At 60.5% G+C, this 19,274-nt stretch carries 17 protein-coding genes; 8 read left to right on the top strand and 9 right to left on the bottom strand.

Features of this window, described 5'->3' with window-relative positions:
- Nucleotides 1-101: 101 nt before the first annotated feature.
- The 6 genes from NAT23_RS05940 to NAT23_RS05965 all read right to left on the bottom strand — a co-directional run bounded on the left by NAT23_RS05940 (nt 102) and on the right by NAT23_RS05965 (nt 7,296).
- Nucleotides 102-485 carry a gamma-butyrobetaine hydroxylase family protein gene (locus tag NAT23_RS05940; protein WP_251926367.1) on the bottom strand — a complete coding sequence of 128 codons (384 nt, stop codon included), beginning with the start codon at nt 483-485 and terminating at the stop codon, nt 102-104.
- 57 nt (nt 486-542) lie between these two features.
- Nucleotides 543-1,868 (bottom strand): ATP-dependent protease ATPase subunit HslU, encoded by a 1,326-nt coding sequence (gene hslU / locus NAT23_RS05945; RefSeq protein WP_251926369.1) that lies wholly within the window; start codon nt 1,866-1,868, stop codon nt 543-545.
- Between the two features lie 4 nt (nt 1,869-1,872).
- Entirely contained in the window at nt 1,873-2,394 is a 522-nt protein-coding gene (hslV, locus tag NAT23_RS05950; protein WP_251592660.1) for an ATP-dependent protease subunit HslV, read from the bottom strand.
- A 136-nt stretch (nt 2,395-2,530) separates the two neighbouring features.
- Nucleotides 2,531-3,226, bottom strand: coding sequence for an SPOR domain-containing protein (locus NAT23_RS05955; RefSeq protein ID WP_251926372.1), 696 nt, complete (start codon nt 3,224-3,226; stop codon nt 2,531-2,533).
- On the bottom strand, nt 3,227-4,912 hold the full coding sequence (argS, locus tag NAT23_RS05960) for an arginine--tRNA ligase (RefSeq protein WP_251926374.1): 1,686 nt from the start codon (nt 4,910-4,912) through the stop codon (nt 3,227-3,229).
- A 149-nt stretch (nt 4,913-5,061) separates the two neighbouring features.
- On the bottom strand, nt 5,062-7,296 hold the full coding sequence (locus NAT23_RS05965; protein ID WP_251926376.1) for a primosomal protein N': 2,235 nt from the start codon (nt 7,294-7,296) through the stop codon (nt 5,062-5,064).
- Nucleotides 7,297-7,471: 175 nt separating this feature from the next.
- Between NAT23_RS05965 and rpmE the strand changes: the two genes are divergently transcribed.
- Both rpmE and NAT23_RS05975 read left to right on the top strand, forming a co-directional pair.
- On the top strand, nt 7,472-7,687 hold the full coding sequence (gene rpmE / locus NAT23_RS05970; protein ID WP_251592653.1) for a 50S ribosomal protein L31: 216 nt from the start codon (nt 7,472-7,474) through the stop codon (nt 7,685-7,687).
- 258 nt (nt 7,688-7,945) lie between these two features.
- Nucleotides 7,946-9,217: a malic enzyme-like NAD(P)-binding protein gene (locus NAT23_RS05975; protein ID WP_251926378.1), complete on the top strand. Its 1,272-nt coding sequence runs from the start codon at nt 7,946-7,948 to the stop codon at nt 9,215-9,217.
- Between the two features lie 90 nt (nt 9,218-9,307).
- Here the strand turns inward: NAT23_RS05975 and NAT23_RS05980 are convergent, their stop codons facing one another.
- From NAT23_RS05980 to NAT23_RS05990, 3 genes are all read right to left on the bottom strand, one after another.
- The gene (locus NAT23_RS05980) at nt 9,308-10,090 is read right to left on the bottom strand and encodes a DUF481 domain-containing protein (protein ID WP_251926380.1); all 783 of its coding nucleotides are present in this window, start codon (nt 10,088-10,090) and stop codon (nt 9,308-9,310) included.
- Between the two features lie 101 nt (nt 10,091-10,191).
- Complete coding sequence (locus NAT23_RS05985; protein ID WP_251592648.1) at nt 10,192-10,965, bottom strand: DUF481 domain-containing protein; 774 nt, start codon at nt 10,963-10,965, stop codon at nt 10,192-10,194.
- A 60-nt stretch (nt 10,966-11,025) separates the two neighbouring features.
- On the bottom strand, nt 11,026-13,548 hold the full coding sequence (locus NAT23_RS05990) for a penicillin-binding protein 1A (protein ID WP_251926381.1): 2,523 nt from the start codon (nt 13,546-13,548) through the stop codon (nt 11,026-11,028).
- Nucleotides 13,549-13,798: 250 nt separating this feature from the next.
- Between NAT23_RS05990 and pilM the strand changes: the two genes are divergently transcribed.
- The 6 genes from pilM (at nt 13,799) to aroK (ending at nt 19,263) form a co-directional block, all read left to right on the top strand.
- On the top strand, nt 13,799-14,866 hold the full coding sequence (gene pilM / locus NAT23_RS05995; RefSeq protein ID WP_251926382.1) for a type IV pilus assembly protein PilM: 1,068 nt from the start codon (nt 13,799-13,801) through the stop codon (nt 14,864-14,866).
- Nucleotides 14,863-15,453: a PilN domain-containing protein gene (locus tag NAT23_RS06000; protein ID WP_251926383.1), complete on the top strand. Its 591-nt coding sequence runs from the start codon at nt 14,863-14,865 to the stop codon at nt 15,451-15,453. The genes pilM and NAT23_RS06000 overlap by 4 nt, the downstream gene beginning before the upstream one ends.
- Nucleotides 15,450-16,121 (top strand): type IV pilus inner membrane component PilO, encoded by a 672-nt coding sequence (locus NAT23_RS06005; RefSeq protein ID WP_251926384.1) that lies wholly within the window; start codon nt 15,450-15,452, stop codon nt 16,119-16,121. The genes NAT23_RS06000 and NAT23_RS06005 overlap by 4 nt, the downstream gene beginning before the upstream one ends.
- Nucleotides 16,118-16,648: a pilus assembly protein PilP gene (locus NAT23_RS06010; RefSeq protein ID WP_251926385.1), complete on the top strand. Its 531-nt coding sequence runs from the start codon at nt 16,118-16,120 to the stop codon at nt 16,646-16,648. The genes NAT23_RS06005 and NAT23_RS06010 overlap by 4 nt, the downstream gene beginning before the upstream one ends.
- 87 nt (nt 16,649-16,735) lie before the next feature.
- Nucleotides 16,736-18,721, top strand: a complete 1,986-nt coding sequence (locus tag NAT23_RS06015) for a type IV pilus secretin PilQ (protein ID WP_251926386.1) — start codon at nt 16,736-16,738, stop codon at nt 18,719-18,721.
- Entirely contained in the window at nt 18,721-19,263 is a 543-nt protein-coding gene (gene aroK / locus NAT23_RS06020) for a shikimate kinase AroK (RefSeq protein ID WP_251926387.1), read from the top strand. Before NAT23_RS06015 ends, aroK begins: the two co-directional genes overlap by 1 nt.
- Nucleotides 19,264-19,274: the final 11 nt, after the last annotated feature.

The raw sequence follows: 19,274 nt of genomic DNA on the forward strand, positions 1-19,274 counted from the left end.
AGGCCAGAAGGTGACGGCTGCCCGGAGGCGTGCGTGATGGCCGGGGCCGATGGCGGATTGCATTGTAGCGTCCACGGCGGATTTTGTCTTTGGCGTGAGCCTCAAAGCTGCTTAATCGAGATCGACATCGGCTGACGTGTCTGGCCGGCCTTCTCGAGACGTTCGAGATAGCGTGCCCAATACTGCTCTTCGTGAAGCGCAAGTTCCAGCAGGTACTCAAAGGTATAAAGCCCGCTGTCATGGTCGTCATCGAAATGTAGCTTCAGGGCGTAATGCCCGGCGGGAGTGATGTCGGTCAGCCCGACGTTCTTCTTGCCGACCTGAAGAACTTCCTGGCCTGCGCCATGGCCCTTGACCTCGGCAGACGGCGAGTGGACACGCAGATACTCGGCGCTCAGAGCGTAGTGATGGCCATCGCTGAAGGTGAGATCCAGAACACGATCTTCACGGCGGTAGTGGACATGGGTCAGGGTGGGCTCGGTCATGATCGGTCTCCTCTACCACGTTCGAGGTGCGCCCCGCAGTGAGCGGGGCGCGGCGGCTTATAGAATATAGCGCGAGAGATCGTCATCGCGGGCCAGGTCGCCAAGGCGGTCCTCGACGTAGGTGGCGTCGATGGTCAGCGGGCCTTGCATGTCGCTGCCTTCGAACAGTGCCTCCTCGAGCAAACGTTCCATGACGGTATGCAGGCGGCGCGCGCCGATGTTTTCGGTGCCTTCATTCACCTGATAGGCGATCTGGGCGATGCGGTCGATGCCTTCTTCGGTGAATTCCACCTGGAGCCCTTCGGTGTTCATCAGTGACTCGTACTGACGGGTCAGCGACGCGGACGGCTCGGTCAGAATGCGCTTGAAGTCGTCCGGCGTGAGCGCGGAAAGCTCGACGCGAATCGGTAGACGGCCCTGAAGCTCCGGAATGAGATCCGAGGGCTTGGAGAGGTGGAACGCGCCCGAAGCGATGAAGAGAATGTGGTCGGTGCGCACCATGCCGTGCTTGGTCGAGACCGTTGAACCTTCGATCAGCGGCAGCAGGTCGCGCTGAACGCCTTCACGCGAAACATCGCCGCCGGATTCGCTGCGTTTGGCGACCTTGTCGATCTCATCGACGAACACGATGCCGTTCTGCTCGACCGAGTCGATGGCGCGGGCTTTCAGGTCCTCATCATTGACCAGCTTCGCCGCTTCCTCGTCGCGTACGAGTTTCAAGGCTTCCTTGACGCTCATGCGCTTGGTTTCGCTTTGCTGTTTGCCCATGTTGGAAAACAGGTTCTGCAGCTGGCTGGTCATCTCTTCCATGCCCGGCGGGGTCATCAGATCGATGCCCTGGCCCTGAGGCGTCAGTTCGATGTCTATTTCCTTGTCATCGAGCTGGCCTTCACGCAGCTTCTTGCGGAAGGTCTGGCGCGTGGTGCTGTCCTGCTTGCCGCCGTTGTCGTATTCGCTGCCGCGCGCCGGCGGAAGCAGGGCATCGAGAATGCGCTCTTCGGCGGCGTCTTCGGCCTTGTGCTCGACCTGCTTCTTGGCCTGCTCGCGAACGAGCTTCATCGCCATCTCGACCAAATCTCGAATGATGGATTCGACGTCACGGCCGACGTAGCCCACCTCGGTAAACTTGGTGGCCTCGACCTTGATGAACGGAGCGCCGGCGAGTTTTGCAAGGCGACGGGCAATTTCGGTCTTGCCCACGCCCGTCGGGCCGATCATCAGAATGTTTTTCGGCACCACTTCGGCGCGCAGGTCTTCATCGAGCTGCATCCGGCGCCAGCGGTTACGAAGTGCGATGGCCACGGCACGTTTGGCGTCGCCCTGGCCGACGATGTATTGGTCCAGCGCGTGGACGATTTCACGGGGCGTCATCTGTTCGGTCATCGGCTTAGTCCAGAGCTTCGAGAGTGATGTTGTGATTGGTGTAGACGCAGATGTCTGCGGCAATGGTCAGGCTTTTCTCGGTGATTTCGCGGGCGGACAGATCTGTGTTGTCCAAAAGCGCGCGCGCGGAGGCATTGGCGTAGTGCCCGCCGGAGCCGATGGTGATGATGCCGTGCTCGGGTTCGAGGACGTCACCGGTGCCGGTGATGATCAGCGAGGCGTTCTTGTCGGCCACGGCAAGCATGGCTTCGAGACGACGCAAAGCGCGGTCGGTGCGCCATTCCTTGGCCAGTTCCACGGCGGCCTTGGTCAGATGCCCCTGATACTTTTCAAGCTGCGCTTCGAAGTGTTCGAACAGGGTGAAGGCGTCGGCGGTGCCGCCGGCGAAGCCTGCCAGCACCTGATTGCGATACAGGCGGCGGACCTTGCTGGCGTTGCCTTTCATGACGGTATTGCCAAGAGAGACTTGACCATCGCCCGCCAGGGCCACTTTGTCGCCGCGGCGAACGGATACGATCGTGGTCATAAGAACTCCGGATAAAAGGGGGATGTCCCCTGGTGACTTTGACGCGTTGCTGCGCCATGGGAGATGCGTGTCTCCCCTAGATGAGGTCGATGTACCCGGAACTCAAGCCGAGGGTGGGGCGATGGCCCCACCCGGGTCATTTCTGTTTCATGACCAGCGGCGTAATGCCCTGGGTCTGCATCAGGCCCTGAGCACGTGCAAGCTCGTTGCCGTCCTTGTAGGGGCCGGCCTGAACGCGGTACCAGGTGGTGTTGTCTGCCGTGGTGACGGTGGTGAGCTGAATGATGATGCCAAGGTTCTTGAGCTTGTCGGCAAGCTTCTGTGCGTCCTTTTTGGACTGAAACGAGGCGGCCTGAAGCAAATAGGTCTGCCCGGACTCGAGGTTTGCCGTGGGCTTTTCCGTACGCTTTTGCGTCGTCTGCGCCTGCTCGCTCGGGTCAGGCTCGGGCGTTTTAGGCGTCGAACGATAGGTTTTGACGTCAGGCGCGACCACTTCGGTTTCCGGCAGCAGCGTGTAGAAATCGAACGAAGGCATTTTTTCCCCGTCGTCGCCACTTTCGGAGGCATCAGAAGACGCCGCGTTTTTCGCCGCACTTCTATCGACCGGTTTCGCGATGACCGAGGCTGGCTCCGACGGTTTGGCCGGGGCTGTCTGGCTGCCGTCGTCGTGCATCAGGTAGTAGGCGAAGATGAAGCCGCCGACGATGCCGAAGGCCGCCCAGAGCCAGCCCGGGATCAACGGGCCGGTAATCGGCTTTTTCTTCTGAGCGCCGCGGCTGGACGCCCCCTTGCGTGACTGGGGGGCGCTTTTCTTACTGGGCGTGCGAGCCATTTACATCTCCTCGGGGGCGCTGACTCCCAGAATGCCAAGGCCGTTGGCCAGGACCTGCCGTACGGCAACGCCCAGCGTCAAACGCGCATCCCTGAGCGCGTCGTCCTCGACCATGACCTTCACCGCGTTGTAGTAGGAATGGAACTCGCCGGCCAGCTCCTGCAGGTACTGCGCGACCTGATACGGCTCACGCGCCCTGGCGGCGCGGGCGATCAGTTCCGGATAGGCGGCGAGTCGATTCATCAGATCCTTCTCGCGTTCCTCGGTCAAAAGCGACAGCTGTGCAAGCCCGCGTGCTTGATCGAACGGCACGCCTTCACGCTCGGCCTTGCGCAGCACGCTGCATACGCGGGCGTGGGCGTATTGGATGTAGTAGACCGGGTTGTCATTGGTCTGGGAGCGGGCCAGATCGATGTCAAACGTCATCTGAGACGTGGCGGCGCGCGCGATCAGGAAGTAGCGCGTGGCGTCGCGGCCCACCTCATCGATCAGGTCACGAAGCGTGACGTAGCTGCCGGCGCGTTTCGAAATCTTGACCTCAACGCCTGAGCGGGTGACCAGCACCATCTGGTGAAGTACGTACTCCGGAAAGCCTTCGGGGATGCCGGTCTCAAGCGCTTGAAGGCCTGCGCGCACGCGGGTGATCGTTGAGTGGTGGTCGGCGCCCTGTTCGTTGATGACCGTCTTGAAGCCGCGGTTCCACTTGTCGTGGTGGTAGGCGACGTCCGGCAGGAAGTAGGTGTAGCCGCCTTCACGCTTGCGCATGACGCGGTCCTTGTCATCGCCGAACTCGGTGGTCTTGAGCCACAGTGCGCCATCGGATTCGTAGGTGTAGCCGTTGTCGATCAAGCGCTCGACGGTGGCCTCGACCTTGCCATCGCGGTAGAGCGAGGATTCGAGGAAGTAGACGTCGAACTCGACGCCGAACGCCCGCAGGTCCAGATCCTGTTCGCGGCGAAGGTACGCCACCGCGAACTCGCGAATAGCCTGTATGTCGTCACGGTCACCCTTGGCGGTGGTCTCGCGGTCGCCGGCCTTGACGGTCTCGCCGTTCAAGTAGGCGCGGGCGACGTCCTTGATGTACTCACCGCGGTAGCCGTCCTGCGGCCAGGCGGGATCGGAGGGCTCGAGCCCCTTGACCCGAGCGGCCACCGACAGCGCCAGATTGTCGATCTGGGCGCCGGCGTCGTTGTAATAGAACTCGCGGGTAACGTTGTAGCCGTTGACGGCGAGCAGCCGGCAGAGGCTGTCACCGATGGCCGCACCGCGACCGTGGCCCACGTGCAGTGGGCCGGTCGGGTTGGCCGAGACGAATTCGACCTGCACGGCTTCGTCATTGCCCTGGGTGTTGTGACCGAAGCGCTCGCCCTCATCGAGTACGGTGCGGATGATTTCCGCGGCGGCCTCGGTGTTGGCAAAGAAGTTGATAAAGCCCGGACCTGCGATGTCGACCTGCGAGATGGCCTGGCTTTCAGGCAGGGCATCGATCAGGGCCTGAGCCAGCTCGCGCGGTTTAAGCCCCGCGGGCTTTGAAAGCATCAGCGCCAGATTGGTGGCGTAATCGCCGTGCGCCTTGTCCTTGGTCGCTTCGATCTTGATGTCAGGCGCTACATCGGCGGGCAGTGTTCCGCGTTCCTTGAGGGCGTCGAGCGCGGCGGTAAGCAGTGCGAGAATCGTCTCTTTCATGGAATTCGATCAAAGGTCCTGGTGAGGCCGACTCACCTGTGGTGTCAGAAATGACGGCAGATGCGCCATGACCGGTGTGCCATGGCCGCAGTATCGGGTTCGAGAACCCGCCATTATCAATCAAGCAGCCGCTGTGTCAAAGCCTGCGCTCAATCAAGTCCCACCGGATCGACGTCCAGTGACCACTTGAATCGACGCGCCTCGGGCCGGTGCTCAAGGGTATTGGCAAGCCATGCCGCCGCGTCGTGGAGCGGCGCTCGGTGCGCGCTCATCAGCATCAGGTGCATGTGATAGCGCCCCTGGCGGCGCTCCATGGGCGCCGGCACCGGGCCTAGGCAGTCGACGGGGCGTGCGTGTTCGCCAAGCCAGGCGCGAAGCTCTTGGCTCACCGTCTCAAGCACGGTCGTGAGCAGATCGAGGTGGGCGCTTTCACCGCGCAGCAGCACCATGTGCCTGAACGGCGGGAGCTGGGCCTGGCGTCGCTCTTCGAGCAGATTGTCGGCCAGGGTGTCGTAGCCTTCCTGCACCAAACACAGCAGGTTCTGATCGTCCGGGTGGTGGGTTTGAATCAGTACCCGCCCCGGATGCTCGGCGCGGCCAGCGCGTCCGGCGACCTGCGTCAGCAGCTGCGCGCTGGTTTCGAGTGCGCGAAAGTCGGCGCTGTAGAGCCCGCCATCGGCGTTGACTACGACCACCAGCGTGATGTGTGGGAAATGGTGGCCCTTGGCGAGCATTTGGGTACCGACCAGCAGGCACGGCTCGCCCTTGTGAATTTTCTCGAACGTCTGGCTTAGTGCGTCCTTGCGTCGGGTGCTGTCGCGGTCGACGCGAATGACCGGGGTCTCGGGGAACGCGCTGACGAGCGCGTCTTCGGTGCGCTCGGTGCCGCTGCCGAGCGGGCGCAGATCGGCGCTTGCACACGAGGGGCAGGCATCCGGCAGGCGGGTATGGTAGTCGCAGTGATGACAGATCAGCTGTGGCGGGTGACGGTGTAGCGTCAGGCGTGCATCGCAACGCGGACACTCGGCCAGCCACCCGCACTGGTGGCACGAAAGCGTTGGGGCGTAACCGCGCCGGTTGATGAAGATAAGCACCTGACGCTTTTGCTCGAGCTGTGCTGAAATTGCCTCGAGCGCTTGCGGGCATAATCCGCCTTCCAGCGGCCGAGCGCGTACGTCCAGCAGTTCGAGCGCGGCCTGAGCGCTTTCGCCCGCACGTTGGCGCAGGTGAATGTGGTGGTAGCGCCCCTGGCGCGCATGATTGAGCGTGGTCAGCGAAGGTGTGGCGCTGCCGAGCACTACGGGGATGTCATGCGTCTGGGCGCGAAAGAGCGCCAGGTCGCGGGCGTGGTAGCGAAGTCCGTCCTGCTGTTTGAAGGAGTCGTCGTGCTCCTCGTCGACAATGATCACCCCAGGCGCGGCCATGGGCGTAAAGATCGCCGAGCGGGTCCCTATGATGATTCGGGCGCGCCCGGCACGGGCGGCTTCCCAGGCGTCCAGCCGCTCGGCGTCGTTCATGCCGGAATGCAGCGTCACGATAGGCACGCTGAACCGACGCTCGAAGCGGGTGAGCGTCTGAGGCGTCAGGCCGATCTCGGGAATCAGTACCAGTGCCTGCTGCTGGCGCCGCAGTACGGCGTCGATCAGCTGAAGGTAGACCTCGGTCTTGCCGCTGCCGGTCACCCCGTGAAGCAGCGTGGGAAAGAAGGTTCCAAGCCCCGTGTGGAGGGTGGCGAGCGCGTCGGTCTGCTCACGATTGAGCGTAAGCGAGGGCTCGGCGAGGATGTCGCTGTGCTCACGTGCCGGCGCAATGGCTTGCTCGACAGCACCCTCGATCAGCCCCTTGGCACTTAATGCGTCCAGCTGTGCTCGGGTAAAACCCTGCGCCGTGATCGCCGAGGACACCATCCCATGCCGGTGAAGACGCAGCATCTCGAGAAGTTCGGCCTGTTTATAGGCTCGGCCCAGTGCATCGGCGGTGGTGGCGTGCCCCTTGGCGGTCAGCGACCATCGCTCTCGCGTGCGGGCTTCCAGCGCGCGTCCCTGGCGCAACAGAACCGGCAGAGCCTGAAAGAGTGTGTCGCCAAGGCTGTGCTGATAATAGCGCGCGGTAAACCGACACAGCGCCAGCCAGTCCGCCGGCAGCGGCGCCTGGTCGATCACGTCCTTGATGGCCTTGAGCTTGCCGGCAGGCAGGACGCTTTCGGATTTGGTGGCAACAACGATGCCGACGGCGTCGCGATGGCCGAAGCTTATCTTGACGCGCATGCCGGCGTGCCAGCCATTGGCCGGCGCGTGTGGTCCCGGCAGGTAATCGAAGGTGCGTCTCAGGGGCGTCGGTACCGCGATCTCGAGGATGCGTGCGGCGGTGGCGGGCTGTTGCAAAGATGTGGCCTCGGGGAATAAGAGCTGCTAGACTATGCGGCCTTCTGGGTCTGCACGAGTAAAACATACTCCACGCGAGATGGCATCCTGCAGACCGGGACCTTTATCTTCCAATTGACGTATGCGGTGCCTGGCATATCGATCAGGTGGCGGCATATTCGACGAGGTCAACACCATGAAACAGTCTATTCATCCTGAATACAATCACGTAAACGTCACCTGCTCCTGCGGCGCCACTTTTGACATCGGCACCACATCCAAGGGCGAGTTCTCTCTCGACGTTTGCTCTCAGTGCCACCCGTTCTACACCGGCAAGCAGAAACAGGCGACCACCGGTGGCCGCGTCGAGCGCTTCAACAAGCGTTTCGGTGCTGCGATGAAGCGTGGCTAAGACGTGAGCACGAAAGGCTCTGTCTGAAAAACCCGCCGATGGCGGGTTTTTTTATGCCCAAATAATCGTGAACGTGCTTTTTTAACGTTCAAAAAGAGGCGTTCGATAAGGTCGTCGTTATGGCTGGGGAGGGCACTCATAACGCTCTTCTGATGGGTAAAAATCCTTTTGTGGCGGTAAGTTAGCGAAGTTGTTGCCGTGTGGTGTTTTCATATATTCTGAACTGACAAACGCGACGACAAGCAGGCGACGACCTCTATGAGCGATTCAAAAAAGCAAGCGGCACTGGACTACCATGCCAAGCCGATTCCGGGAAAACTTTCCATCGAAGTGACCAAGCCGACGGTAACGTCGAAGCATTTGGCACTGGCGTATAGCCCGGGCGTGGCGGAGCCGGTCCGTGAAATCGCCAAGGATCCCGAAAACGCCTACCTCTATACCGGCAAGGGCAACCTTGTCGCGGTCATCTCCAACGGCTCGGCCATTCTCGGGCTTGGCAATCTCGGGCCGCTTGCCAGCAAGCCGGTCATGGAAGGCAAGGGGGTGCTGTTCAAGCGCTTTGCCGGCATCAATGCCATCGACATCGAAGTCGACTCGGAAAGCCCGCAGGCGTTCATCGATACCGTGGCACGTATTGCCGATACCTTCGGTGGCATCAATCTTGAGGACATCAAGGCGCCCGAGTGTTTCGAGATCGAACAGGCGCTCAAGGAGCGGTGCAGTATCCCGGTCTTTCATGATGACCAGCATGGCACCGCGATCGTGACGGCTGCTGGACTGTTGAACGCGCTGTCGATTGCCGGCAAGCACATCGAGTCGGCCAGGATCGTCTGTCTCGGCGCGGGATCGGCGGCGATTGCCTGTATGAAGCTCTTGATCGCCTGCGGTGCGCGCGCCGAGAACATGACGATGCTCGACAGCAAGGGCGTTATTCATTCCGGGCGTGCCGATCTGAACCCGTACAAGGCCATGTTCGCCACCGAGACCGAACAGCGCACGTTAAGTGATGCCATTGACGGGGCGGATGTGTTTCTCGGGCTGTCCGGGCCGAACCTTCTGAGCGCCGAGCAGCTTAAAACCATGGCGGCAACGCCTGTGGTGTTCGCTTGCTCAAATCCGGACCCGGAAATTCATCCAGACGTTGCGCACGCGGCCCGTGATGACGTGATCATGGCTACAGGCCGCTCGGACTATCCGAATCAGGTCAATAACGTGCTCGGGTTCCCGTTCATCTTCCGGGGCGCGCTGGATGTGCGGGCGAGTGAGATCAACGAGGACATGAAAGTGGCGGCCGTGCACGCGCTCAAGGATCTGGCGCGCGAGCCGGTGACTCAGGCAGTGCTCGATGCCTATGAGGTGGAATCACTCGAGTTTGGCCCGGGCTACATCATTCCAACGCCGCTTGATGCGCGTTTGCTTGATCGCGTGTCGAGCGCCGTTGCCCAGGCCGCGGTCGATTCAGGGGTCGCGACCAAGCCGTTCCCGGCGCACTACCCGCTAAAGCGCATCGAAGACGTCTACGCCTCATAAACCGAGCCGATGACGCCTTTATCGAAAAGCCCGCCATTAGGCGGGCTTTTTCATGGCTGGACGATGGGCTCGTGTCAGATGGCTTGGGTATCAGACGCCATACACCAGTGAGACCGCTGTCTTGGTGTCGGTCTGCTCTTCGGCGTCTTCCGGCGGGTTGGTGTTGTGCTCGATGTCGTAGGAGACCTTGAGCGACAGCGTGTCGTTGATGGCCACCTGCAAGGCCGTGCTCGAGCGGCCGATCACGTTCTCACGAGTGCCTTCTGCGGTGAAGTCCTGCAGGAAGGCAGCCGTATCGGACACTTTCCATTTGTAATCGACGGCCCCATACGCCAGCGGCAGATTTTCGACATCGCCATTGTTGTAGATGTCGTGGCGAACACCGGGGCCCGCCTCGAGGGTCAGGGACTGAGTGTCGGTGTCGAGCAGTTGTCGACCATAGCCGCCGGCAAGCGTCGTCTGGGAGTCATAGCCGCTGAAGCGGTCCTTGTCCCAGCGCAGCAGGCCGAAGAGGTAGTTGTCGATGTCGAGGTTATAGCGCGAGCGGCCGGAAAGAATATATTCCTCGGCAGATTGTTCGCCGTCTTCGCTTGCGCTGGTGGTCTCGCCGTGAAGGCTATAGGTCCAGGCATCGCGATACCAGGTGCCGGTGAGCTTTGCCAGCAGAGTCTCGCTTTCGCTGTTGCCGGTCAGTCGGGTATAGCCCAGTTCGGCGCTGCCATCGAAGCCGTCCTGGTCATGATGGTCGATGGATTGAAAGGTGTCCGAAAAATCGATGTCATCACGAGCGGAGGCGGACGGAGCGGCGAGCATCAGGCTCAGCGTCATGAAGGAGAGTGTGGTCAGATAAAAGCGCGTGACGCGGGTGATCATGGGTGGTCTCTACACGAAGGCAAGTAAGTACGGATTGAGGTTTGGACAGACATGCAGTCCATCGTCCTCGGTACTCTATCGTGGTCACGCGCAAGCAATGATCAAAAATTGTAAAGAATCGAAGCGGCGGTCGTGGTGTCGGTATCCACATCGGCCTCGTCGGGCGGATTACTGTTGTTTTTGATTTCATGGGAAAATTTCAGTGCCAGATTGTCATTGAGCGGCACGGAAATGGCGCTATAGGAGCGCGAGATAACGTTGTCGATCGTGGCCTCGGTCGAGAGCTGTTGCTCGAAGGTGGCGCTTTCGGACAGCTCGTATTCGTAGTCCAGTGCCCCGTAGGCCACCAGAAGGTCGCGGTCGCTGCCGCTTTCCCAGGCATCTCGGCGATAGCCCGGTCCGGTCTCGAGCGACAGATGGTGGGGGCTTGAATCAAGAATTTGACGACCGTAGCCCGCGATGACCGTGGCCTGGTAGTCATACCCCGAAAAGCGCTCCTTGTTCCAGCGCGCCAGGTTGAAAAGATAGTGCGGGCCTTCGAGCGACAACCGTTGGCGGGCCCCAAGCAGATACTCTTCCGTGCTGACGTTGCCGCTGTCCTCGACGCGTTTTGTTTCGGCTCTGAGCGTGCGCGTCCAGGGGCCCGTGTACCAGCTCAACGAGCCCTTGGCGAGCAGTGTTTCACTGTTGCTGTTGCCGGAAAGGCTGGTGTAGCCGAGCTCTGCCTTGCCGCTGATGCCGCTGCTTTCATCGGCCGCAGGCGGTGGGGCGTAGAACAAATTGTCTTCGGCATGCGCCGATGAGGCGGCCACGCCCAGGCCGGCGACAACGAGCCATAAGCCTGGCAGGGCATGATGGGGTAAAGGCTTTAGCATGGCATCGGTATCTTTTGAGAGAAGACCGCCACCGCCGTAAACGGCGGTGGCGTGGCGTGATCAGAAAATGGCGTCATAGCTGCCGGTGCCCTGAGACCCGCTCTGGTCTTCGAGTTCCGGCTGTACGGCGCGCTCCTGATAGGGCGGCAGGCGATCCTTGGGAAAGATTTCGGACACGCCGCCGGGGTCGCCGTCATGAAGACGCTTGCCGGTGGTCGGGTCGATGCGCGCGGTCACGATGTCGTCCGGACGCGGCATCTTTGCTGAAGGTGTCCCTGAAAGCGCCTTGCCCATGAAGTCCATCCAGATCGGAAGTGCGGCTTGAGCGCCGTACTCGCCGGTGGTCTCGTTGGAATCCTTGCCCACCCAGACAGAGGCCACGAGGTCACTGTTGAAGCCTGAGAACCAGGCGTCGCGCTGATCGTTGCTGGTGCCGGTCTTGCCGGCAAGGTCATCGCGACCAAGGGACTGGGCGGCGTGGCCGGTGCCCTTATTGATGACGTCTTCCATCATGCTTCTCAGCATGTAGACCGCGTCCTCGGAGGCGATGCGTTCGGCGACCGGATGAAGACGACCGTTGAACTCGACCGTGTTCTGGGTCGGGTCGCATTCAGGGCACGCTACCGGCGCGGGCGTGGTGTCCAGGAGGTTCTCGCCGTCATCGCCTTTTTGAACACGCTGGATGAACCAGGGCGTGATGCGGTAGCCGCCGTTGGCAATCTCGGCATAGCCTCGTGCAAGCTCCAGCGGGCTGATGGACGCGCTGCCAAGCGCAAGCGACAGACCGTGGGGAAGCTGTTCCTTCTTGAAGCCCATCTTCTCGAGCAGTTGGATCGTGACGTCGATCCCTGTGGCGTCGAGCGTTCTGACCGACACCAGGTTGCGGGATCTATAAAGACCAACGCGGAGCCGGGTCGGGCCGAGGAAGTTACGCTCGGCGTTCTCCGGGCGCCAGCCATCTTTCGGCCCCCCTTGCACGATGGGCGCGTCGTTGATGATGGTGCCGGGCGTCATGCCGCCATTTTCCAATGCGCTCAAATAGATGAACGGCTTGAAGTTCGAGCCTGCCTGGCGGCGTGCCTGTGTGGCGCGGTTGAACTCGCTGTGTCGGAAATTGAAACCGCCTTGAAGTGCGCGCACGGCACCACTTTGTGGGTCGAGCACCACAATGGCGGATTCGGCGTCGGGCACCTGCGCCAGGCGCCAGTGATCCTCCTGCTTCATGACGCGAATCAGGTCGCCTCGATGGGCGATGTCGCTGGCCGATGTCGGTGCCGGGCCGCGCCACTTGGTGCTCTTGAATTCGCGTGCCCAGCTGAGCCCTTGCCAGGGCAGGGTAACGACGCCGTTTCGCTTGGTCAGAACGCGCATCTGCTTGCCGTCGTTATTGATGACGATAGCCGGTTCGAGCGGGCCGTAGGTGGGCGTATCTTCCAGCACATTGACCCAGTTACTGACATCGCCATCAATGCCCGAGACCGTGGTCTGGCTGCGCTCGGCGGCCTGACGTGCGGTTTGCTCGACTTCAGGCGAGGCCGAGAGCTCCTCTTCGAGGCCGCGTCGGTCGGTGCTGCTTTGGGCCTCGGCCAGCCGCTGGGGAATGTCCTTTCGCTCCACGCCGCGCCAGCCATGGCGGGTATCGTAGTCGATCAATCCCTTGACCAGTGCCTGGCGGGCTTCGGTCTGCTGTTTGCTGTCGATGGTGGTGGTGATTTGATAGCCGCCGGTGTAGGCCTTGTTGCCGAAATGCTCCACGGCGTATTGACGCGCCATCTCGGCAATATAGGGCGCCTTGACGTCGGTATCGTCTTCGTGACGCGCCACTTCGATCGGTGTGTTGACGGCTTTCTGATAGCGCGCATCGTCGATGTACCCGAGTTCCTTCATGCGCAGCAGAATCCAGTTGCGGCGAATCAGCGAGCGGCTCGGGTTTGAAACCGGGTTCAGGCTTGAGGGCGCTTTCGGCAGGCCCGCAATGGTTGCCATCTGGGGCAGGGACAGCTCGCCAATGGGCTTGTCGAAGTAGGTCTGGGAGGCCGCGCCAATGCCGTAGGCACCCTGACCCAGATAAATCTTGTTGACGTAAAGCTCCATGATTTGCTGCTTGCTCAGAATTTGTTCCATCTGAAGCGACAGCAGGATTTCCCGAATCTTGCGGGTGAAGGTCTGATCGAGAGTCAGCAGATAGTTTCGCGCCACCTGCATGGTAATGGTGCTGCCGCCGGACTGGATGTCGCCGCTGACGCCAAGTTGCACGAAGGCGCGCAGAAGTCCCTTGGGATCGATGCCCGGGTGGTGGAAGAATCCGGAGTCCTCGGCGGCCATCAGGGCCTCAACCATTTCCTTGGGCATGTCATCGTAGTGCACCAGTTGACGACGCTGTGAGCCGAACTCGCCGATCATCTTGCCGTCGTCGGTAAACACCCTCAGCGGCATCTCGAGCTGGTAGTCCTGCAGCTGATGAACATCGGGCAGGCCGGGGGCAAAGTATATCGCGGCGCCGGTTACAGACAGGGCGACGCCTGCCGTTAAAGACAGCACAAAGAAGAGAGTTCGGAAAACGAAACGTCTGAAAAACTTCATGAAAAACGCAGTCCGTCGTTTGGGGAGGCGGTCATGCCAGGATGGATGGAGCGATCCATAGCCCGGCCATTATAAGGAGCGAGAAGGTCAGCGGCCAGCATTGCAGGGGGCGCTACCATAATTGCAGGGCGCGCTGCCATAGTGGCGCCCGGCCGAGGCGACTGATTCTGTATTCATCGGACGTTGATCCCCTTCCGATTTGTTATACGCAGAGTGCGACCACGCACTCGAACCTGTTGGGGAATGGCCTGTGCTTCGGTTCAAAAAAAAGGGCCAGGGGTTACTTGGCATCGATATTACCTCGGCCACTGTCAAACTGATCGAGCTTTCCCGCCAGGGCGGCCGGCTCCAGGTGGAAAGTTACGCCGTGCGTCCGGTTCCGGACCGTGCCGTGGTCGAGCGCCGCATCCGGGATATGGACGAGGTGGTCATGACGCTCAAGCGTGCGCTCGATCATGCCTCACCCAGTACCAGCCGCGCCGTGGTTGCCCTGCCGGTATCTGCAGCCATCACAAAGGTCATTCAACTTCCGGCCTCGTTCACCGACGATGATATCGAGTCGCGCATAGCGCTGGATTCAGACAAGCATATTCCCTATCCGTTCAGCGAGGTGGCCTTTGACTTTCAGCGTCTCGGGCCCCATCACCGCTACCCCGATCAGCAGGACATCATGCTGGTGGCCTGCCGCCTACAGGATGTCGAGCTGCTGACCACGGCGATAAGTCAGGCCGGGCTTACGCCTGCAGCCGTCGATATCGAAGGGTTCGCCATGGAACGAGCCTACCGAACTCTATTACCGAAGACCATGCCGCAGGAGGCATTCGAACACACCACCGAGGCTGTACTTGACTGCGGCTCCTCGATGACGAGCTTTCATGTCATGCGTGCCGGTCGCATCGTGTATACCCGAGACATTGTCATGGGCGGACGCCAGCTGACCGATGAGATTCGGCAAGGCTACAAGCTGACGTTCGAAGAAGCCGGTATCGCCAAGAAGACCGGAGAGCTTGACCGTTACGAAGAGCGTCTTCTCGGGCCGTTCAGGACGTCTTTGGTGCAGCAGGCGCTGCGCTCGCTCAAACTGTATTACTCGGCGGCCGGCGCCCACGAGATAGCTCGCCTGATCCTGTGTGGCGGCGGGTGCCATCTTTCAGGCTTCAAGGAAGCGCTCGCCCGGGAAAGCGGTCTGGACGTGGTCTTTGCCAACCCGTTCGCGGATATGCAGCTCGGGCGTCAGGTCGATATCAAGGCGCTTGGCAAGGATGGTACCGCCATGATGACCGCCTGTGGCCTGGCACTTAAGGATATCGAGCCATGAATACTCAGGGTCGGCTGGTCGATATCAACCTCATGCCCTGGCGGGAGTCGCTTCGTGAGCGACGAACGCGTCGGTTCACGCGTGCGCTGCTGGTGGCCGTCGTGCTTGGCTGTGGCGTGGCCGGGCTTGAATGGTGCGTGCTTCAAAGCGAGGTGGCAAACCAGGAGGCACGCCTTGAGTACATCGATCGCCGTACTGAACTGCTCGAGCACGATATTCGCTCCGTCAACGACCTCGAGGCGCGGCGCGTCAGCATGAATCAGCAGATCGAACTCATTTCCAGTTTGCAAAAGCGCCGCCCGACCTCGGCGTCACTGTTTTCAGCGCTCAAGGATACCCTGCAGGACGGCGTGGTCTACGAGCAGCTCGTTCGCACGCAGAACACGTTGAAACTGCGCGGCAATGCGCCGAGCAACCGCCAGATTTCAGAACAGCTTCGTGCCTTCGGGCGCAGTTCCGTATTTTCCGACCCCATGCTTCAGGACGTAAAAGCCGATTCCGCGGCGGGCCCGCGTCAGTTCAATGTCCAGATGACGCTGACCGAGGCGCCAGGGCCGGCGTCCAATGAGTCGGGAGGTGCGCGATGAAACCGGTGATGACACGTGCCTTCTGGATCGATCAATGGCGTCAGATCAAGGCCATGGAAAAATCCGACCTTGAGCTTGCCGGCGCCGGCAACTGGCCCTCAAGCATCAAGGGCGTGGTGTGTGTGCTGGTGGTCGGGGTGGTTTGGTTTGCGATGAACGCCCTTTTGGTCGCGGGAACAGAGCAGGAGCTTGAGGCACTTAATGCCGAGGAGGCGCAAAAACTGTCCTCGTTCGAATTACGGGCGTTTCAGGCTGCGAACCTGCCACTTCTCAAGCTGCAGATGGATGAACTCAACGACAAGATGTCGCGATTGATCGGCATGTTACCGACGGACGCTGAAATGCCGGCGCTTTTGGACGACATCAGTGAAGTTGCACGCGCTCATCAGTTGTCGATGGATTTCATCCGTCTGGAGGCGCCCACGCGCCATCCGTTTTATATCGAGCAGCCGCTGTCGATCCGGGTTGAAGGCCAATACCACCATTTGGCGGCATTTATTACCGATATTTCACGTCTCCCCCGCATCGTGACCCTTCATGATTTCACTCTTGAGAAAAAAACCGCGGACGGTGGCGAATTGGCCCCAGGCGCGCCGCTTGTCTTGAACGTGTTGGCCAAGACCTATCGCTACCAGGCCAGCGGCGAGACCGAGGGGGGCAGTCCATGACCGTACGTATATGGGGCGTTCTGGGGCTGGTGCTTCTGATGGCCGGTTGTGGAGGGGCTGATGTATCCGAACTTGAAACGCGCCTTGATACTCTGCGCGATACGCCCAAGGGGCATGTCGCGGCGCTGCCTGAAATGCCGATCTACGACGTGACGCCGTATGACCCGAACGGTCGAAGCCCCTTTGCCAGAGAGTCTGCAGCCACTGTGCCGGACAGCGGGTCGAAACCGAATCTGGCGCGTGACACTCAACGCCCGAGGGAGCCGCTGGAGGCGTATGCGCTGGAGAGTCTTCGGTACGCGGGGGCGCTTGTCAGTCGGGCAGGCGTGACAGCACTGGTGGAAACGCCCGATGGCCAGATGGCGCGGGTCAAGGTCGGTGAGTACCTCGGTAAACACGAAGGGCAGGTGGTATCGATCTCGATGCGTGTGCTGACGGTGCGTGAATTCAGAACCGATGAGCAAGGTCGGTCGGTGCCAATGATGCGCAGCCTGTCGATCGATGCACCGGATTCCAATGCGCCTTAACGACACGCCCGGTAACTACATGTTCCGTAACTACATGTTCCGTAACTACATGCTCCGTAACGATGAGAGAAGGACATGAGACATTTAATGGCAAAACTGTACCGCACGCTTTCTATGTTGCTCGTCCTGGTGGTGAGCGGCGGGGCGGGCAGTGCCTGGGCAGCCACTCTCGAGGACATGAAGGTCGTTTCAAGCGGTGACGGCAAGGTTCGCCTGACGCTTACCTTCGATGGCGCTCCGCCCCGACCGGAGCGCTTTACGCTGAGCGACCCCGAGCGGCTCGTGTTCGATTTCAAGGATACGTCGTCGGCACTTGAGCGTCGGCAGGTACCGATCAAGCGTTTCGATCTCGATCGCGCCGAACTCTTCGATGATGGGCAGCGCCTTCGAATGATCGTGTCGGCTGCGCGCCCTTATAACGCAGAGATGCGTCAAAACGGTCAAACGCTCGACATCACATTGTCGGCGTCGAACCCGGAAGGCCGTGACGCGACTGTCTCGCGCATTACCTCGATCGATTTCAAGCGTGGTCAGGGCCGTGATGGGCTGCTTGAGGTGCAGGTGTCGGCCGGTGCGGGCGGGGCGCGTCTTGAAAGTGACGCGGGTCAAGCCCGTGTCTTTCTGCCGGGAGTGCGTTTGCCCGCGGTCTGGGATCAAACACTTGATGTGAGCGACTTCGGGACGCCGGTCGAGCGCGTTACGCCGCGCCAGGTCGACGGCGGCGTTATGGTGGATGTGGCTCACCGGGGAGGGAAGCCCTTTTTGACCCAGCAGGGCCGGGCGGTCTTTCTTGAAATCGGGCCGGCCGACAGCGGTTCGGCTCCGCTTGAGCGCGGTAGCGAGCGCGACGGCGGGCCGCGTGTGACCCTGAACTTCAGCTCGATCAATGTGCGTGAGGCGCTCTCTCTTCTGGCGGAGGAAGGGGGGGTGAACCTGGTTGTCAGCGACAGCGTTCAGGGCAGCGTGACGCTTAATCTACAAAACGTCCCCTGGCAACAGGCGCTTGATATCATTTTGAAAAGCAAGGGGCTCTCGAGCCGCCAGGACGGCAATGTATTGATGGTGGCGCCCGCCGATGAGCTTGTAAGCATGACCCAGCGCCGCATTGCCGCCGATCAAGGGCTCGAGCAGACCGCCGAACTTGCGATGGACTATCTGCAGATTCGCTATGCAAAGGCGGATGATATGGCGTTGCTGTTAAGGGGCGAGGAGGGCATGGGGCTGTTGTCGCCGCGAGGCCGGGTCATGGTCGATCAGCGCACCAATACGCTTTTGATTCGCGACACTCGTGAGCAGCTGGCCGAGATCCGTCAAACGGTATCACGGTTGGATGTGCCGGTGCGGCAGGTTCAGATCGAGGCGCGCATCGTCATCGCTCGGGAAAGCGTGACTAATGAACTCGGCGTGCGCTGGGGTGCGTCAAGCGGCCCATCCAATGGAAAATTTGACCTCACCGGTGCGTCTAGTGGTACGACCGCGCTGGGCGGGTTGGCGGTCGATCTGGGCGACAGCGTGGCGCCCTCGACCTCATTCAGCTTCGGATATCTGTCAGGCGATGTCCTGCTCGATCTCGAGTTGAACGCGCTTGAAACAGAAGGCAAGAGTCAGACCATTTCCCAGCCGAAAGTCATCACGGCCAATCAGCGCAAGGCGATCATCAAGCAGGGCCAGGAGATCCCCTATCAGGAGGCCACCTCCAGCGGTGCGACCAATGTGGAGTTCAAGGAGGCGGTGCTTGCGCTTGAAGTGACGCCGCAGGTGACGCCGGATAACCGCATCATCATGGACCTTCAGATCAAAAATGATGATGTGTCGAATACGCAGTATGGCGGGGCGCCGGCCATCGATACCAATGAAATTCAGACCCAAGTATTGGTAAATGATGGCGAAACGGTCGTCTTGGGGGGTATTCTGTCCACAGAGCAGTTGAGAAACCTGTACAAGACCCCTTTCCTTGGTGACATTCCCCTGTTGGGGCAGCTGTTTCGCTATACCGAGGAATCGAATTCAAAGGTAGAATTGCTCGTGTTCATAACACCTAAAATCATCGATGACAGTTTGACGTTCCGCTGATGCAAGAGCTACCCAACATCTTTCTTATCGGGCCCATGGGCACGGGAAAAAGTACGATCGGCCGCCTATTGGCGGCCGAGTTGCATCGTGTTTTCTATGACAGCGATCACGAAATCGAGCGTCGATGCGGCTGCAATATTCCCTGGATTTTCGACGTTGAAGGCGAGTCCGGCTTTCGCGACCGTGAAACTCAGGTGATCGACCGCCTGACCCTTCGCCAGGACATTGTCATGGCAACCGGAGGTGGTGCCATCCTGCGTGAGTCCAATCGGCAGATGTTGCGCGAGCGTGGCGTGGTGATCTATCTGCGTGCCTCGGTCGAGCAGCTTGTTCGACGAACGGCGCGCGATCGCAACCGGCCCTTATTGCAGTGCGCTGACCCGGCGGCGAAACTCAGAGCGCTCTTGCACGAGCGTGAACCCATGTATCGATCTACAGCCGATCTTGTAATTTCGACGGACCGCCGAAGCCCGCGCCATGTCATTGCGGCGATCAGGCGCGAGGTAGTGCAGTACGTCGGGTCGCTCAATCAGGAAACCTAGCGGATCAACGA

It is taken from the genome of Larsenimonas salina, from assembly GCF_023736155.1.
In the GTDB taxonomy this organism is placed as follows: domain Bacteria; phylum Pseudomonadota; class Gammaproteobacteria; order Pseudomonadales; family Halomonadaceae; genus Larsenimonas; species Larsenimonas salina.

Coding starts and splice junctions, on each gene's coding strand:
- NAT23_RS05940 (WP_251926367.1), bottom strand. CDS start 485: ATGACCGAGCCCACCCTGACCCATGTCCACTACCGCCGTGAAGATCGT.
- hslU (WP_251926369.1), bottom strand. CDS start 1,868: ATGACCGAACAGATGACGCCCCGTGAAATCGTCCACGCGCTGGACCAA.
- hslV (WP_251592660.1), bottom strand. CDS start 2,394: ATGACCACGATCGTATCCGTTCGCCGCGGCGACAAAGTGGCCCTGGCG.
- NAT23_RS05955 (WP_251926372.1), bottom strand. CDS start 3,226: ATGGCTCGCACGCCCAGTAAGAAAAGCGCCCCCCAGTCACGCAAGGGG.
- argS (WP_251926374.1), bottom strand. CDS start 4,912: ATGAAAGAGACGATTCTCGCACTGCTTACCGCCGCGCTCGACGCCCTC.
- rpmE (WP_251592653.1), top strand. CDS start 7,472: ATGAAACAGTCTATTCATCCTGAATACAATCACGTAAACGTCACCTGC.
- NAT23_RS05975 (WP_251926378.1), top strand. CDS start 7,946: ATGAGCGATTCAAAAAAGCAAGCGGCACTGGACTACCATGCCAAGCCG.
- NAT23_RS05980 (WP_251926380.1), bottom strand. CDS start 10,090: ATGATCACCCGCGTCACGCGCTTTTATCTGACCACACTCTCCTTCATG.
- NAT23_RS05985 (WP_251592648.1), bottom strand. CDS start 10,965: ATGCTAAAGCCTTTACCCCATCATGCCCTGCCAGGCTTATGGCTCGTT.
- NAT23_RS05990 (WP_251926381.1), bottom strand. CDS start 13,548: ATGAAGTTTTTCAGACGTTTCGTTTTCCGAACTCTCTTCTTTGTGCTG.
- NAT23_RS06000 (WP_251926383.1), top strand. CDS start 14,863: ATGAATACTCAGGGTCGGCTGGTCGATATCAACCTCATGCCCTGGCGG.
- NAT23_RS06005 (WP_251926384.1), top strand. CDS start 15,450: ATGAAACCGGTGATGACACGTGCCTTCTGGATCGATCAATGGCGTCAG.
- NAT23_RS06010 (WP_251926385.1), top strand. CDS start 16,118: ATGACCGTACGTATATGGGGCGTTCTGGGGCTGGTGCTTCTGATGGCC.
- NAT23_RS06015 (WP_251926386.1), top strand. CDS start 16,736: ATGGCAAAACTGTACCGCACGCTTTCTATGTTGCTCGTCCTGGTGGTG.
- aroK (WP_251926387.1), top strand. CDS start 18,721: ATGCAAGAGCTACCCAACATCTTTCTTATCGGGCCCATGGGCACGGGA.